Origin of the sequence: Nocardia africana NBRC 100379 (assembly GCF_001612635.1) — a bacterium.
In the GTDB taxonomy this organism is placed as follows: domain Bacteria; phylum Actinomycetota; class Actinomycetes; order Mycobacteriales; family Mycobacteriaceae; genus Nocardia; species Nocardia africana.
The window spans coordinates 340,720-356,063 of sequence record NZ_BDAV01000009.1; the positions used below are offsets into that span (position 1 = coordinate 340,720).

17 protein-coding genes are annotated in these 15,344 nt (G+C 68.2%); 6 read left to right on the top strand and 11 right to left on the bottom strand.

The features are described 5' to 3' along the window. Positions 1–5 precede the first annotated feature (5 nt). Entirely contained in the window at positions 6–587 is a 582-nt protein-coding gene (locus NA3_RS16070) for a GTP-binding protein (RefSeq protein ID WP_030514367.1), read from the top strand. Between the two features lie 30 nt (positions 588–617). On the opposite strand, the gene mtnC is transcribed toward NA3_RS16070, so the two are convergent. The 4 genes from mtnC to NA3_RS16090 form a co-directional block, all read right to left on the bottom strand. Next, entirely contained in the window at positions 618–1,349 is a 732-nt protein-coding gene (mtnC, locus tag NA3_RS16075; protein ID WP_062964415.1) for an acireductone synthase, read from the bottom strand. Beyond that, complete coding sequence (locus tag NA3_RS16080; RefSeq protein ID WP_062964416.1) at positions 1,346–1,918, bottom strand: 1,2-dihydroxy-3-keto-5-methylthiopentene dioxygenase; 573 nt, start codon at positions 1,916–1,918, stop codon at positions 1,346–1,348. The genes mtnC and NA3_RS16080 overlap by 4 nt, the downstream gene beginning before the upstream one ends. Then, entirely contained in the window at positions 1,915–3,636 is a 1,722-nt protein-coding gene (locus tag NA3_RS16085; RefSeq protein WP_062964417.1) for a bifunctional S-methyl-5-thioribose-1-phosphate isomerase/methylthioribulose 1-phosphate dehydratase, read from the bottom strand. The genes NA3_RS16080 and NA3_RS16085 overlap by 4 nt, the downstream gene beginning before the upstream one ends. A gap of 596 nt (positions 3,637–4,232) precedes the next feature. Next, on the bottom strand, positions 4,233–5,477 hold the full coding sequence (locus NA3_RS16090) for a KasA/KasB family beta-ketoacyl-ACP synthase (RefSeq protein WP_062964418.1): 1,245 nt from the start codon (positions 5,475–5,477) through the stop codon (positions 4,233–4,235). Between the two features lie 39 nt (positions 5,478–5,516). Between NA3_RS16090 and NA3_RS16095 the strand changes: the two genes are divergently transcribed. Together NA3_RS16095 and NA3_RS16100 are read left to right on the top strand one after the other, a co-directional pair. Then, on the top strand, positions 5,517–6,101 hold the full coding sequence (locus tag NA3_RS16095; protein WP_062964627.1) for a TetR/AcrR family transcriptional regulator: 585 nt from the start codon (positions 5,517–5,519) through the stop codon (positions 6,099–6,101). A 49-nt stretch (positions 6,102–6,150) separates the two neighbouring features. Next, positions 6,151–6,591, top strand: a complete 441-nt coding sequence (locus tag NA3_RS16100) for an SRPBCC domain-containing protein (RefSeq protein ID WP_062964419.1) — start codon at positions 6,151–6,153, stop codon at positions 6,589–6,591. Positions 6,592–6,625: 34 nt separating this feature from the next. Here the strand turns inward: NA3_RS16100 and NA3_RS16105 are convergent, their stop codons facing one another. The 3 genes from NA3_RS16105 to NA3_RS16115 form a co-directional block, all read right to left on the bottom strand. After that, entirely contained in the window at positions 6,626–6,850 is a 225-nt protein-coding gene (locus NA3_RS16105) for a hypothetical protein (protein WP_084491596.1), read from the bottom strand. Between the two features lie 35 nt (positions 6,851–6,885). Next, positions 6,886–7,665, bottom strand: coding sequence for an HNH endonuclease family protein (locus tag NA3_RS16110; protein ID WP_233427299.1), 780 nt, complete (start codon positions 7,663–7,665; stop codon positions 6,886–6,888). Between the two features lie 280 nt (positions 7,666–7,945). Next, on the bottom strand, positions 7,946–9,064 hold the full coding sequence (locus NA3_RS16115) for an NAD(P)H-dependent flavin oxidoreductase (protein ID WP_062964422.1): 1,119 nt from the start codon (positions 9,062–9,064) through the stop codon (positions 7,946–7,948). 336 nt (positions 9,065–9,400) lie between these two features. On the opposite strand from NA3_RS16115, the gene NA3_RS16120 reads away from it, so the two are divergent. Further along, positions 9,401–9,850 (top strand): SRPBCC family protein, encoded by a 450-nt coding sequence (locus tag NA3_RS16120; protein WP_062964628.1) that lies wholly within the window; start codon positions 9,401–9,403, stop codon positions 9,848–9,850. A 30-nt stretch (positions 9,851–9,880) separates the two neighbouring features. Here the strand turns inward: NA3_RS16120 and NA3_RS16125 are convergent, their stop codons facing one another. From NA3_RS16125 to NA3_RS16140, 4 genes are all read right to left on the bottom strand, one after another. Continuing rightward, complete coding sequence (locus tag NA3_RS16125; RefSeq protein ID WP_084491597.1) at positions 9,881–11,221, bottom strand: aldehyde dehydrogenase family protein; 1,341 nt, start codon at positions 11,219–11,221, stop codon at positions 9,881–9,883. Positions 11,222–11,300: 79 nt separating this feature from the next. After that, complete coding sequence (locus NA3_RS16130; protein ID WP_062964423.1) at positions 11,301–12,320, bottom strand: DNA topoisomerase IB; 1,020 nt, start codon at positions 12,318–12,320, stop codon at positions 11,301–11,303. A 51-nt stretch (positions 12,321–12,371) separates the two neighbouring features. Further along, the gene (locus NA3_RS16135) at positions 12,372–13,415 is read right to left on the bottom strand and encodes a MerR family transcriptional regulator (RefSeq protein WP_062964424.1); all 1,044 of its coding nucleotides are present in this window, start codon (positions 13,413–13,415) and stop codon (positions 12,372–12,374) included. Further along, on the bottom strand, positions 13,409–14,086 hold the full coding sequence (locus NA3_RS16140) for a HEAT repeat domain-containing protein (protein WP_128145277.1): 678 nt from the start codon (positions 14,084–14,086) through the stop codon (positions 13,409–13,411). The genes NA3_RS16135 and NA3_RS16140 overlap by 7 nt, the downstream gene beginning before the upstream one ends. Positions 14,087–14,174: 88 nt before the next feature. Here NA3_RS16140 and NA3_RS16145 point away from each other — a divergent pair, with 88 nt between their 5' ends. Then, on the top strand, positions 14,175–14,789 hold the full coding sequence (locus NA3_RS16145) for a class I SAM-dependent methyltransferase (RefSeq protein WP_062964426.1): 615 nt from the start codon (positions 14,175–14,177) through the stop codon (positions 14,787–14,789). A gap of 71 nt (positions 14,790–14,860) precedes the next feature. Then, positions 14,861–15,322, top strand: coding sequence for a DUF8821 family protein (locus tag NA3_RS16150; protein WP_062964427.1), 462 nt, complete (start codon positions 14,861–14,863; stop codon positions 15,320–15,322). The last annotated feature ends 22 nt before the right edge of the window (positions 15,323–15,344 follow it).

Consider the following 15,344-nt stretch of genomic DNA (forward strand, 5'->3'; position numbering starts at 1 on the left):
ACACCGTGCCTGATATTTCGTCCTCGGCCGACCTGGCTGCCTCGGTCAAAATCCTCGTAGCCGGCGGTTTCGGCGTCGGGAAGACCACGATGGTGTCCTCGATCAGCGAGATCACGCCGCTGCGCACCGAGGAACTGATCACCGAATTGTCCACCGGCATCGATGATCTGTCGGGCGTGGAGGGCAAGACCACCACCACCGTGGCGCTGGACTTCGGTCGCATCACCATCGACCAGAACCTGGTGCTGTACCTGTTCGGCACGCCCGGCCAGGACAGATTCTGGTTCCTGTGGGACGAATTGGCGCGCGGCGCGCTCGGAGCGGTGGTCATCGCCGACACCCGCCGGCTGGAGAACTCCTTCGCCGCCATCGACTTCTTCGAGCGGCGCGGACTCTCGTTCGCGGTCGCGGTGAACTGCTTCGACAACGCCCCGGTCTACACCACCGAGGAGGTGCGCGACGCACTCGATCTCGACGCCCACATTCCCGTGGTGCTCTGCGATGCGCGCGACCGCAGCTCCTGTAAGACGGTGCTGATGACGCTGGTCGAACATCTCATCGCGCGGGCCACCAGCTCGGTGGCCTGAACGCACCGAGCATCGGATCGGCGCGGCCGCTCAGCGGGCGGCCGCGACCGGATCCAGCTCGGCGAAGCTGCCGACCCACCGATGCGGCGGCCGCGGCGAATTCGGCTCCCCGGCGCGGGTGACGCCGACCGCCTGCCAGCCCGCGGCCACCGCGGCATCCAATTCGCCGGGATGGTCGGACAGGAACAGAATCTCCCCCGCCGGTACACCGATCTCGGCCGCGATGCGGTGATAGGACTGCTCCTCCCGCTTCGGGCCGGCATTGGCCAGATCGAACCAGCCGCTGATCAGCGAGGCCAGCTCGCCCCCGCGCGCATACGCGAACCAATCCTGTTGATTGCGTACCGAACCCGACGAATACACCCACAGCGTGATTCCCGCGCCGTGCCAGGCACGCAGCGCCACGGGCGCGTCGGGGAAGAACTCGCCGAACAGGGCACCCTCGCGGAATCCCCGAGCACAGATCACCCCCTGGGCGGTTTTCAGCGGCGCCGCCTTGACGTCGGAATCCAGCCAGCCGCGCAATATCCCGGCGATCTCGTCGAGGTCGGCGTCGGGACGCCCGGCCAGTTCCCGCGTCTGCTCGATCACCGTGTCCGCCGCGCCGTCCGGGTCGTCCGCCAGCCACTGCGGCAACCGGCGGCGGGTGTAGCCGTACAGATCTTCGCGGACCGAGCTGGTGGGGCTGGTGGTGCCTTCGATATCCACGACGATCGCCCGGATCGGCCCGGTCCGACCGTCGTCTCGATGGTCGCCGCTCATGCGGCGACCAGTTCGTCGAGCGTCGGAAAGCCCTGCGCGATGGGATCGCCGGTGAAATCGCCGATCCAGCCGTCGGCCTCTTCGAAGAACCGGATCGCCACGAAGTCCGGGCGGGTTCCCATATCGAACCAGTGTCGCGTTCCCGCGGGCACCGACACCAGATCACCGCCCTCGCAGACCACCGCGACGACCTCCGGTTCCAGGTGCAGGTAGAAGCAGCCGCGACCGGAGACGAAGAAGCGCACCTCGTCCTCGGCGTGGCGATGTTCGGACAGGAACTTCTGCCGCGCCGCGTGCGCCTGGTCGGGCCACTGCGGATCGCTGTCGTCGGGATGCAACCGGGCCAGATCGATATGGCGGTAGCGGCCGTCGGCGTTGAGTTCGCCGATGCGATCCTTGTAGTGGCCGAGGATCTCCTCGGACGCGATGTCGGCGGTCACGGCCTGCGCGGGCCAGCGGTCGAAAACGATTCCGCGCGCGGCCAGTTCGGCCGCGATGCGGTCCGGGTCGGTGGTGTGCAGACGCACGTCGGCCGGATCGGTATCGGCCGCGATATGCAACAGGGTCATTGCGGTTGCTCCTCGAGAATGCGGTCGGTGGAGATGTCGCGGCGCCCGGTGAGCGACACCAGTTCACACAGAGCCTCCAGGCATTCCGCGCGGTCGCGGGCTTGGGCGAGATCGCTGCCCCACGCGGTGATGCCGTGCCCGGCGATGAACAGCACCGGCGGGGCCGCCGGATGCGCACGCAGATACTGTTCGATCTCCGCGCCGATGCGCGACACGTCGGCATGATTGGAAAAGACCGGGACGTCGATGGTGTCGCCGGAGCGCAGACCCTTGATCAGCTCGAAACCGGTGAATCGCAGCGGATTCGGGGCGCCGACGGAGGCCGCGGTGGCTCGCGGTGAGTGCACGTGCACCACCGCCGCGGCCTCGGTCGTGCGGTAGATCGCGGTGTGGATCGCGGTCTCGGCGGAGGGACGGCGGTCCCCGGCAATCGGTTCGGAGTTCTCGATCCGCACGCGGACCATATCGGCGGCGGTCAGCTCACCTTTGGACAGGCCGCTGCCGGTGACGACTGCGAAGGAACCCGAGGCCGCCGCGCCGGTGTCCGATGCCGCCCCGGCGGCGCCGTCACGGACGGAGATGTTGCCGGCGGTACCCGGCATCCAGCCGCGGGCGTAGAGGTCACGCGCCAGGTTTGCGATCGCGGCGGCGTTCGGCGAATCGGCGGGATCCTGGGCACCGGAATCGGCGGCGGCCGGATCGGCGGCGACGATCGCTTGCGCCGCACCCGGATTCGCTTCGTCGACCAAGCCGTTCTCGGTGACCACGGCGGTCACCAGTTCGGGTGGCGTCACATCGAAGGCCGGGTTGAACACCGCGGTGCCCTCGGGGGCGGCCGCATAGTCCCCGACATGAGTGATCTCGGCCGACCCGCGCTGCTCGACGACGATATCGGCGCCGGTCGCGGTCGCCGCGTCACGGGTGGATTCGGGTGCCACCACGATGAACGGGATGCCGTGATGGCGGGCGGCCAGTGCCAGCCCGTAGGTGCCGATCTTGTTGGCCACCGAGCCGTCGGCGGTGATGCGGTCCGCACCGACGATCACGCAATCCACCTGCCCGGTCGCCATCGCCCAGGCGGCGGCGGAGTCGACCGTGAGCCGATGCGGAATGCCCGCCTCGGCCAGTTCCCACGTGGTCAGGCGCGCGCCCTGCAGCAGCGGGCGGGTTTCGTCGACCAGGACGCTGTCGATCACGCCGCGAGCGTGCAGGACGCGCAGCGCCCCGATCGCCGTGCCGAATGCGGTGGTGGCCAAGCGACCGGTGTTGCAGTGGGTGAGCATCCGCAGTGGGCGATCCGGGCACAACCGCTGCACCAGGTCGGCGGCGTGTTCGGCGGCGGCCCGGTTGACCCGGCCGTCCTCGGCGAGCAGTGCCTGCGCCTCGGCGAGAACCCCCTCGGCGCCGCCGTCGGCGAATTTCGCCAGCGCTCGTCGCACGCCCCAGGACAGGTTCACCGCGGTGGGCCGGGCGGCCTCGATGCGGGCGGCCTCGGCTTCGATCCGCGCGGGGTCGCCGGGATGGGCGAGCGCGGCGAGTGCGACTCCGAAGGCCCCGGTCACGCCGATCGCGGGGGCGCCGCGCACGGCCAGGGTGGCGATCGCGTCGATCACCTGGTCGACCGTCGTCAGCCGCAGCGTGCGCACCTCGTGCGGCAGCGCGCGCTGATCGATCGTCACCACGGCGCCGTCGACCCACGTGATCGAACTTTCACCCATTCCGCACCCAACCCTCACCACTCGACCCGTCCACCTCTCAAACGTAGCGAATCAGAGGCCATCGGCCCGCACCAGGTTTACCCTCGCCCGGATCCGATCCGGCGTCTGCGGCTGCCGGTCGTGAGCACCCCGAAAACGGCAGCGTGTGCAAACATGCACCGCGTGCGTGGCGGCGGGCGTGGGCCCGGCTCCGCCGGGGCGCTCGTCGCGATCCCGCATCTGCGCGCAGCGGGTGGCCGTCGGCATCCGCGGGTGCACACCGCAGTGATCGCGCCGCCGACGCGGAGACAACGTTTGCAGGACAGCTCGGCACCATCCGCCGGTGTAGCCACGCAGCGTTGTCGACGCGCCGACCTCACCGGCCCGTTGTGACAGCAGTCGACGCCACGGACCGATGCGCCCGCAAAGCCCGTTCGCCGATGCTCGCTCGAAGACGCTGCCGGTCACGGTTTTCCGTGACCGTATGGGTGAAATGTCCTGTCGTTACTGCTGTTCGGAGGCGGTTTTCCACAGTCGGCGTGTCATCCACAACGATCGGTGGACAAGCGTGAACAGCGGTTGTTCCACATCGCCGGAACACCCGTGGACGGAAGACCTCAGGCGCGTCCGAATGCGAGTGTGACGTTGTGTCCTCCGAAGCCGAAGGAATTGCTCAACGCCTGTGAGATTCGCTGTGGACGGGCGACACCGTGCACGATGTCGAGTTCCACACCGGGGTCCGGATTGTCGAAATTCAGTGTGGGAGGCACGGTCTGGTCGCGCAGTGTGCACAGGGTGAGGATGGCCTCGAGCGCGCCCACCGCGCCGATGGAATGGCCGAGCGCGGATTTCGGCGCGTACACCGAGGCGTGCTTGACCACGGCCGCAATGGCATTGGCCTCCGAGGCATCACCGATCGGTGTCGAGGTGGCGTGCGCGTCGATGTGGTCGATATCGGCGGCGGTCAGATCCGCGGCGGCGATGGCCTTGCGCATCGCCCGCGCCGCGCCCGCACCGTCGGGGTCCGTGCCGGTGATGTGGTAGCCGTCGGAAGTGATTCCCGCGCCGAGAATTCGGCCGTGCACGGTGGCGCCGCGGGCCCGGGCGAACTCCTCCGATTCCAGAACCAGCAGCGCACCCGCCTCGCCGAACACGAAACCGTCACGATCGCGGTCGAAAGGCCGTGAGGCCAGGCCGGGTTCGTCGTTGCGGGTGCTCATCGCCCGCATCATGGCGAAGCTGGCGATCGGAATCGCCTCGATATATCCCTCCACGCCACCGGCGATCACCACGTCGGCCTCCCCCGTGCGGATCAGCCGCCACGCGTGCGCGATCGCTTCGGCACCCGACGAACACGCCGAGGTCGGCGCGTAAACGCCCGCCTTCGCGCCGAATTCGAGGCCTACCCGGGCGGCCGGCCCGTTCGGCATCACCATCGGAACCGTCAGCGGCGGCACCTTGCGATACCCGCCCTCGCGCATCGCGTCGACCGCTGTGAGAAAGGCGTCACCGCCGCCGAGTCCGGTGCCGACCGCCACCGCGAGGCGTTCGGCATCGACCTCCGGTGTCCCCGCCTGCGACCAGACCTGGCGGCCCAGCACCAGCGCCAGCTGCTGCACATAGGAGTGCCGGCGCTGTTCGATGCGGGTCAGATGAGCGCCCGGATGTTCGGTCAGCCGCCCGCCGATCCGCACGGGCAGGTTGTAGCGGGTCACGAACTCGTCGGTGAGCGGTCCGATCCCGCTCTTGCCCGCCAGCAGCGCCGACCAGGTGCTGTCGAGGTCGGGGCCGAGGCAGGTGGTGGCGGCCATCGCGGTCACGACGACATTCCGCGACGTTTGTGTAGCAGTCGGTACACTCATGCGGATATGGATACCCGTAGCGACCGCTACAGTCAACATGTGCCTCGACCACTCGACCAGGCCCGGCGCGCGGAATTGCTCGCCGGGGTGATCGCCTATATCGGCGAATACGGGTTGACCGAACTGTCGCTGCGTCCGCTGGCGGAATACCTCGGAACCAGCTCGCGCATGTTGATCCACTATTTCGGGACCAAGGAGCAGATGCTGATCGCGGCGCTCGAGACCCAGCGCCCCGACATCGCGGGCATGTTCGCCGACGTGCCGGACCTGCCGGCCCTGCGGCGTCGTCTCATCGAATCGTTCAGCGTCAACATCACGACGGAATGGGTGTCCAGCACGCGGGTGCTGTTGCAGGTGATGGGGGTGGCCGCGGTGCCCGGCAGCCCGTTCCGGTCCTACGGCGAGGACGCCGTGCACGTCCTGGTCACCGCACTCACCGACGTGCTGAGCGGCTTCGACCCCACCGTCGCCGATCCGGAATCGACGGCCACTCTGCTCGTTTCGGGTGTGCGCGGGTTGTTGCAGGATCGGTTCGTCACCGGTGACACCGCCCGCGTGTCACGCGCGGCGCGGTTGCTGATCACCCAGTCGCTCACGCTGCCCGAACCCGGCGCCGGCCGATGAGCGGGCCCGCGGTATCGCTGATGGAACAAGTTTCAGTATTGTTGCCGCCATGGCTTTCGTGATCGATGACACCGTGGAGATCGACGCACCCGCCGAGGTGGTGTGGAAGGTGCTGACCGACCTGGGCAGCTACGGTGAATGGAATCCGTTCGTCGCCGAATGCCGCAGCACGCTCGAACCCGGCGATCCGATCGAGATGCACGTGCGGTTGGGTTCGCCGAAGCCGCGCAAGCAGGTCGAATACATCCGGACCCACACGCCCGGAACCGAATTCAGCTACAGCATGAAGCCGGTACCGCTGGGCATCCTGCACAGCCTGCGGTCGCATACCGTGACGCCACTCGACACCGGCCGCACCCGGTACCGGTCGCATTTCGAGCTCGGCGGCCTGCTGCGGCCGGTCGTGACGCTGGCGCTCGGCACGGCACTGCGGTCCGGCTTCGGCGGCATGACCGCCGCGGTCAAGGAGCGCGCGGAATCGCTGCGCTGAGCACCGCGGGCGGTCGAATCCTCGCGCCGGGCGCTCAGGCCTCGAACGGGATCACATTGCCCGCGGCGTCGCGGCGGCCACGACCGGCGTCGATCGCGCTGGCGAGTTCGGCGACGTCGGCCCAGGTGCGGGCGGGTTCGCCATCGAGATTGCCGATGTGATACCAGGTTTCGGTATCCCGATAGCGAACCAGCCCCCTGCCCTGCTCGTCGACGGTGACATCGAGTTCGCCGGACACCGTCCCTTCCTCGTCGGTCATGACGGCGGCCTTACCGGTGATTTCGATGATGTCGCCTATGTGAACTCTCCTCGGTGGAGGCAGTCGTCGACCGCGGTGCGCAATGCGGTCTGTTCCGCCGTGTCGATGGTCAAACCGTATTTTACCTTGATGCGTATGTAGCGCTGAACGTACTCGCAGCGGAACACGCCGGGCGGCAGATAATTCGCCGCATCCTGGTCACCCTTGGACCGGTTGGCCGACGGGTCGGAGGCGACCAGATTGATCGCGTCGTTGGCGATATTGCGGCGGGTATCGGTGTCGAGGGATTGCGCGCCGGAACGCCAGGCCTCGGCCAGCGGCACGATATGTTCGGCGTCGACTCCGGCGGGGTCGGTGATCCATTTGTAGGGCTTGAGTTTTCCGGTCTTGGCGTCGAGTACGCCGTAACGGTCGCGCCAGCCGCCGTCCTTGCCGAGCGTCAGTTTGCAGGTCGCGGCGTCGAGTGTCACCGAGCCGGTGGCGTCGCGCAGCATCATCACGTCGCGGGTGGTGCATTTCGCGTACTGGGCAAATTTGTCGCCGAAACCGTGTTCGGGAGTGTTCTGATCCCAGTGCGGGAATTGTTCGCGGCTGTACCCGGTCATCGGCGCTTCCGGAGCGACCACGAGTTTGCCCAGCAGGGCATTGACTTCTTTACCGGAAAAGGTCGCGGCGGCAGCGGAATCGGGTTTCGGATCGTTCTTCTTGCCGGCTTCGTCGATGAAGCTGTACACCACCGCCAGCACGATGGCGAGAACGACGGGCGCCACGATCGCGACCAGCCGGCGCATACCGGGAGAGGATGTCTTCACCACCGCGCCCCGATCGTGTCGCCGGGCACGCACCGGGGTCCGCGGACTGCCCGGGACCGGAATGCCGTGCCGTCGAGCGCAATCCGAGCAAACTTCCGGACGGTGGGGTACTGATCAACTTGCCGGCCGCATTCGGGCCGTTCACCATATGTACTTCTCATCGCGGATACAGAGTGTCAACCGGCACCGGCAAACCGCAAGTGCACCAGTTGCTTCCGTAGCCGCTTCGATACCTGGAAAGAACTGTCCGGCAGGGCGTGGCGGCCCTGCCGGACCGGCATTGTCAGCTGTTGAGCTTGTTCAGCCGCTCGCAGGCCTCGAGGTACTCCTCCATCAGGCGCTGCATGACGTCGGAGGTCCGCTCGACCTTGTTCATCATGCCGACGACCTGGCCGACGGGGTTGAAGTTGACGTCCTTGGCCGCTTCGGGATAGCGGTGGCCGCGCTTGACGCCGTCGAGGGCGACCATCATCTGCAGCGGCATGCCCAGCGGATCCGGGGTGTCCGGCCGCTCCCACGCCTCGGTCCAGTCGTTGCGCAGCATGCGAGCCGGCTTACCCGTCCACGCCCGCGACCGCACGGTGTCGTGGCTGGTGGCATCGATGTAGGTCTGCATCTGCGCGGGCGGCACATTGGCCTCCTCGACGGTCAGCCAGATCGAGCCGGTCCACGCACCCGCGGCGCCCATCGCCATGGCGGCGGCGACCTGGCGGCCGTTGCCGATACCACCGGCGGCGAGCACCGGCAGATCGCCGACGGCGTCGATCACCTGCGGCCACAACACCAGCGAGGAGATCTCACCGCAGTGGCCGCCGCCCTCGGTGCCCTGGCAGACGACGAAATCCAGGCCGGCCCGCTTGTGGTTGAGCGCATGCTTGACCGAGCCGCACAGCGCGCCGATCAAACGGCCGGAATCCTGGACCTTCTTGATGATGTCGTCGGGCGGGGTGCCGAGCGCGTTGGCGACCAGCTTCGCCTTGGGGTGCTTCAGGATGACGTCGACCTGCGGACCGGCCGTGGTGGCGGTCCAGCCCAGCAGCTGCTCGTGATGTTCGCCCTCGGGCAGTTTCGGGACGCCGTGGTCGGCGAGGATCTTCTCGGCGAAATCGCGGTGGCCCTGCGGAACCAGTTTGGCCAGTTCGGCTTCCAACTGCGCGGGACTCAGTCCGTCGATGCCCTTGCCCTCGTACTTGGACGGGATGACGAGGTCGACGCCGTACACGCCGTGCACATGTTCATCGAGCCAGGCCAGTTCGACCTCCAGCTCCTCGGCGGTGAAACCGACCGCACCCAGGACGCCGAGCCCGCCGGCGTTGCTCACCGCGGCGGCCACGTCGCGGCAATGGGTGAAAGCGAAGATGGGGACATCGATGCCCAGTCGTTCGCAGATCTCGGTATGCATGGCGGGGTGACTCCTCTGGTCTTCCGGCGCTGGAACTTCGCCACAACACTAGAACACGTTTCATATTCAGACTAGTGACTCATCGGTCAGGAATCGAGAGTTGAGCCGAAATTGCCGGTGGATGGCGGTCGCACGCCATTGTCGAGGAGGGTGTCCTCGCCCCGTTGTCCCCATTCAGCGTGGGCAACATGTTCTAGTTGGGGGTCGATCGACCGCTCCGCCGCGCCCGCGGCATCCGGACGGGCGGAGACTTTTGCCGACCGTCCGGTTCCACGTGCGTCGCCCGCGGACGTGGAATGCTCGTGCCATGGATGTGATCGGGCCGGGGGTGTGCCGGTGACCTACGAATCGGAATTGGATCCGGCCGCGGTGGAAATCGGTGGATTCTTCCCGCACCCGCCGGCGCTGCTGTGGCGGGCGCTGACCGAACCGGATCTGGTCGAACGCTGGCTGATGCGGTCGATCGGGCTCGAACCGGTGGTGGGCACGCATTTCATCTTCGCCGTCCCGACCGAGCCGAGCGCGGAGATCGCGTGTGAGGTGCTGGCGGCCCGCACGGGTGAACAACTGACCTACACCTGGATCGACCTGCGGGCGAAATTTCCGGCCCGATGGGTGGTCGACTGGGTACTCGAGGCACAGGGGCGCGGAACGCGAGTGTTGTTGACCCAGACCGGTTTCGATATCGGCGATCGGCGGCAGAAGATGGCCCGCAACGCGATGGAGCGGGGGTGGCGGGGCACCTTGAACCGCCTGCACGAGGTGCTCGACGAGATCGACTCCTGACCCGCCCGGGGCGTGTGCTCGTTCGAACAATCAGCGCCGCGGCGCGGGCTCCATGTGCACCACCTTGGTGGTGGTCATCTCATCGAGAAGTTCGGGACCGTAGCCGAATCCGGTGCCCGAGGTGCCGCGCGGTTGCGCCGCGCCGCCGGGAGCGCCACCGAAGACCGCGTTGATCTTCACCGTGCCCACCGGCAGTGTGCGCCACGCCTGCTGCATATGTTCCATCGAGTCGGTGAGCACCGTCGCCGCCAAGCCGTAATCGTCGCGGCAGGCCGCCTCGAGGCCCGTCGCGAAATCCGCGACCACCTGGACGGGTGCGATCGGCCCGAAGGTCTCCTCGCGGACCACGCGCATTCCGGGCCGGCAGTCGGTGAGCACCGTCGCCGGGTACGTCGTGCCGGGGCCCTCGGGAATCCGACCGCCCACCAGCGCTTTCGCGCCGGCAGCGAGCGCCTCCCGCACCTGGGCGTGCACCTGCGTGCGCAGCCGCTCGTCGACCAGCGGCTGCGGATCGAGATTCCATCGCCGCGCCTGTTCGCACAGTGCCGACACGAACTGCTCGGCGATATCGCGATGCACGTAGATCCGCTCCACGGAGACGCAGATCTGGCCGGCATTGGCGAAGGCACCCAGTGCGGCCTGCTCGGCGGCCCATACCGGGTCCACATCGGCGTCGACGATCAGCGGATCGTTTCCGCCGTTCTCCAACAGCACTTTCGCCCCCGTGCGCGCACCGGCCGCGGCGATGGTGCGCCCGGTGGCGGTGCCGCCGACGTGGGCCACCACATCCACGCCGGGCAGCCCGGCCAGTGCCGCGCCCACCCGGCCGTCACCGCGCACGGTCTGCAATACGCCGTCGGGGCAGTGCGTCGCGAGCAGTCGCCCGAACCACTCACCGGTGCGCGGACAGCGTTCACTGGGCTTGTGCACCACCGCGTTTCCGGTGGCGAGAGCGGCACCGACCAGCCCCGCCGCGATGGCGACCGGATCGTTCCACGGCGTCAGGGCGACCACCACGCCGCGCGGCTGCGCGATCATGAAATCCGTTGCGTCCCAACTGCCTTGCAGGGTGTGGCCGCGATGGACCGGCCCCAGTTCGGCGTACTGGTCGAGCGTACCGGCGCCGGCCAGCACCCCCTCCCGCCCCGAGGCCGCCGGGCGGCCGGTCTCCGCTTCGAGTGTGGCGGCGAGTTCGTCCGCATGCTCGCGCAATGCGGCCGCCCCGGAGCGCAGCGCCTCGGCTCTGCTCGCCGCGGGCGTGCGGGCCCAGCCCGACTGCGCGGCGTGCGCGGCGCCCACGATGGTCATCAGGTCCAGGTTTCCCGTCACCGACTCGGCCTCGATGCGGGTCGCGTTGTCGATCTCGGTCATGGGCGTGGAGTACCCCGGCGTTCTGCGGCAAACTTCTCCGGCGGACATTGCCGCCCGGCAGTGCGGCGCGAGGGGCGGTTCAGTTGCCGTTCGCGGCCGAGCGCAGCAGGCGCAGCACGGCCCGCTCCACGATCGCGCGGCCGTCGTCCTCGGTGGGAGCGCTCCGCGCCCGCCGCGATGCCGCCGCGATGGTCCGGCCCTGCTCCCACGCCTCGATCACGCGCGGATCGACATAGGAGTTACGGGCCACGGTCGGGGTGTTGCCCAATGCCTCTGCCACCTCGGTCATCACCTGCCGCACGGCGCTGCTGCGGCGCCGCTGCGAATTCGGGCATTCGGTGGCAGCCAAGCCGGCCGCGGCCAGCACCGTGGCCTGCCAGGTGCGAAAATCCTTCGCGCTGTGCTCGTCTCCGACCAGCGCCTTGAACCGGGCATTGATGTCACCGGAATGCAACTCGCTCAATTGCCGGCTTTCGCGATAGACCAGTAGCCGGCCGCTGGGACTGCGATTGCGCCGCAGCGACCGTACGGCCCGCGCGAGATCCGGTTCGACGATGCGCACCTGCCGGCGGATTCCGCCTTTGGCCACATAGTCGAACCGCATCTGCTCCCCCGAGACCCGGACCTGTTCGCGCAAGAGCGTGGCCACCCCGCGAGTGCCGTTCTCCTCCGCGTATGCCTCACCGCCGATGCGGAAGACGCCACGGTCGAGCAGTCCGATCGCCACAGCCTCCACGCGGCGCCGATCCAAGCCGGAACGCTGCAGATCGGCGCCGACCTGCTCGCGCAGACTCGGTAGCTGTGCCGCCACCTCGAGCATACGGTCGAACTTCTCCTCGTCGCGTTCTCGCCGCCACTGTTGGTGATAGAGATACTGCCGCCGCCCCGCCGCATCCACCCCGACCGCTTGAATGTGTCCCTGGGCATGCGGGCAGATCCACACCTTCCGCCAGGCCGGCGGGATCACCAGGTCGTCGATGCGTTGTGTCACTTCGGGATCCGTGATCGAGACACCGTTCTCGTCGACATAGGAGAACCCTCTGCCGCGCCGCGCCCGGCGTATTCCCGCGCCGTACGGCGTGCTGCGCCGCAACCGCATCACGTCACTCCTCTCGTCCCGCGCATCGCGTGATACCCGCGCGGGACGCGATCATGCGATGTCGGTGGAACCGCGATCGTCGCCGCGGTCGGCCGGTGGCTCGTGTTCGAGCGTGCGGACCAGGGCCGCGGCGAGCAGAGCGACCGTCCGATCGTCGTCGTGTATCAAGGGCCGCAACGTATTCAGCGCGAGCGAGCCGGGTAGCTCGGCCAGCGCCTGGGTGAGCCGCAGCCGCACCGGCGAACCCGGCGGGTGTGCGGCCAACTCCCGGGCCAGCGCACCCAGGATGCGATCCGCCCATTTCGCGTCCCGGGCCAGCGATCCCAGGAGCTCGGCCGCCTCGACATCGTTCGGGCCCTCGATCACGGTGGCGACGAGTTCCGGGACCGCGCGGGTCTGTCCGCGCGCGCCGAGAGCGAGTGCGGAGATCCTCCGGACGGTCGCGTCCGCGTCGGTGAGCGCGTCCAGCAGCACAGCGGTGGACTCCTGCCCGGAGATCTCGGCGAGCGCCGACGCCGCCCGCCGCCGGACCTCGACATCGGCGGAGTCCAGGCCGGAAGCCACGTTCAGCACTCCATCCGCTCCGGCCCGCGCGAGAGCCCACCGCAGTGCTCCCGCGACATAGGGATCGGATTCGGTGAGCACCGCCTCGGCCAGCAACTCGGCCGGCATATCCTCGGCCGGAGCGAGGACGGCCTGCTGTCGCCGGGCGGCATCGGACGACCCCAGCCCGCGCAGGAGTTCGACGATGCGCAGGGCGTCCTGCCATCCGGAGGGTTCGGCCGCCTCGACCGCACGCAGCCGTTCGAGCAGCTCCCGGTCCCGGTTCAGCCGTTCCTCGGTCGCTCGCACGAGGTCGCCGACCAGGGCGGACGGCGTGAAGCCGGGATCGTCGAGGGCGCGCCCGATCTGGGTCAGTGACAGGCCCAGCGACCGCAGACCTTCGACATGGAAGATCCGCCGGATGTCCTGGACGGAGTACTCCCGGTAGCCGCCGATGGTGCGGCCGGTCGGCCGCACCAGCCCGAGGGAGTCGTAGTGCCGCAGCATGCGGGCGCTCACTCCCGAGTAACGGGCCACCTCGCCGATCAGCACGCGGTCGACTCCTCTCGCTCCGGTCCGAGCGCACGAATCCGTCTGGCGTCGTCGATCGCGAGGTCGAAACCGGCGTCCGGATCACGCAGCAGGATTTCGGTGGCGCGCGCATGTGCCCGGACCACCGGATCCGGGTTCGCCTTCGCCGACCGCAGGACCGGCTCGATGATCTCGCCCAAGGCGACCAGGGCGCGGCTCACACTCAGCCGCACCTCGCGGTTACCGCGGCCGAACTGGGTGGCCAGTGTCTCGGCCAGGGCTTGCTTGTCGGCGTCGGGCACCAGGACGACGGCGGCGCGCCACGCGCTGCGTGCGACGTCGTCGTCGGCATCCATCAGCAACGACCGGGTGATCGCGGGCCAAGCGCTGCGGTCCCCGATCTTCGACAGGGTGTGCAGCGCCTGGCTGCGCGCCTGGGGACGGTCCGAACCCAGTTGCGCACGCAATTTCGGAACCGTGACCGCGGCCGGAATCCGGGTGAGCGCCCAGGTGAGCATGTCGCGCACGAAGAAGTCCGGCTCGATCGCGGACCGCTCTACCAGCGCATCGGCGAATTCCGCCTCGGGACGGGTGCCGAGCGCCAGCGCCGCCTCGAGCCGTGTCGAGGAGTTGTTCGCCGCCAGTGCGTCGAGCAGCCGCATGTTCCGTGGGTTCCTGTGTGTCGAGTTCATCGAGACCACCTCCGGCAGTCAAGTGAAGACCTTGTCACGATGGCAAGGTCAAGTACACGCACCGGACCCAGAGAAGAGGGAACAGACCATGAGCGGACGCACGCCCAGCCAGTGGGAAGAGATCACTGCCGCCGATCCCGCGCATTCGACCTGGTACGTGGAGCGTTTCCGGACGATGGCGGCCGAGGGCGCGGACATCGTGGGCGAAGCGCGCCTGATCGATGCGATGGTCGGGCGCGGTAGCCGGATTCTGGACGCCGGATGCGGTCCGGGACGGCTGGGCGGCTACCTGTATCGCGCCGGTCACGTCGTAGTCGGCGTCGATGTCGATCCGGTGCTGATCGCCGCGGCGGAACAGGATCATCCGGGCCCGACCTGGCTGGTCGGTGACCTCGCCGAACTGGATCTGCCCAGTCGCGGGGTCGACGGCGACTTCGATGTCATCGTGTGCGCGGGGAACGTGATGACATTCCTGGCGCCCTCCACCCGCGACGCGGTGCTGTCCGGTTTCGCCCGCCATCTGGCCCCGGCCGGACGGGTCGTGGTCGGGTTCGGCGCGGACCGCGGCTACGAGTTCCCACAGTTCCTGGCCGACGCCGAACATGCCGGTCTCCGGGTGGATCTGCGGCTTTCGACATGGGATCTGCGCCCGTTCACCGACGAATCCGACTTTCTGGTGGCGGTGTTCTCGCGCGCGGAGTGAGGCCGAGCCTGCCCGCTTCGCGACCCACGACGCTGTAGAGTTCGACCGACACACTCCCGGAGGAGTTCGCCATGACCTACACAGTGGACTTCACTACGGTATCGACCGATGGCCTCGAATCGTCGCCGGTCGCGGAGGCGTTGGCCGGTCTGCGCGCCAACGAGGCCCGATACTTCAAGAACAAGTACGACCACGTCTTCACGGTGGAGCCCGCCAAGGAGGCCCAGTCGACCGTCGACTGGGTCAGCCGGATCCTCGAGGACGAACGCGGCATCGTCATCTCCTCCCCTCCGCTCGAGGCCACGGCCTTCGAAGTGGACGGCATCCGCATCGCCTATGTCTTCTACGAGAGCGGCCTGTCGATCAACGTCATGTATTCGATCGACGATCCCGGCAAGCGGGCGGTGGGCTTCAAGCTGTCCGACGGGATGGAAATCCCCACCGAACTCTCGTCTTTCAAGTTCGCGAGGCAGAAGTCGAAGCTGGCGGGCACGATTCGCGGCTCCTACTTCGTCATCAAGAACGAATACTGATCCTCCGCCGGAGCTGTGGTGG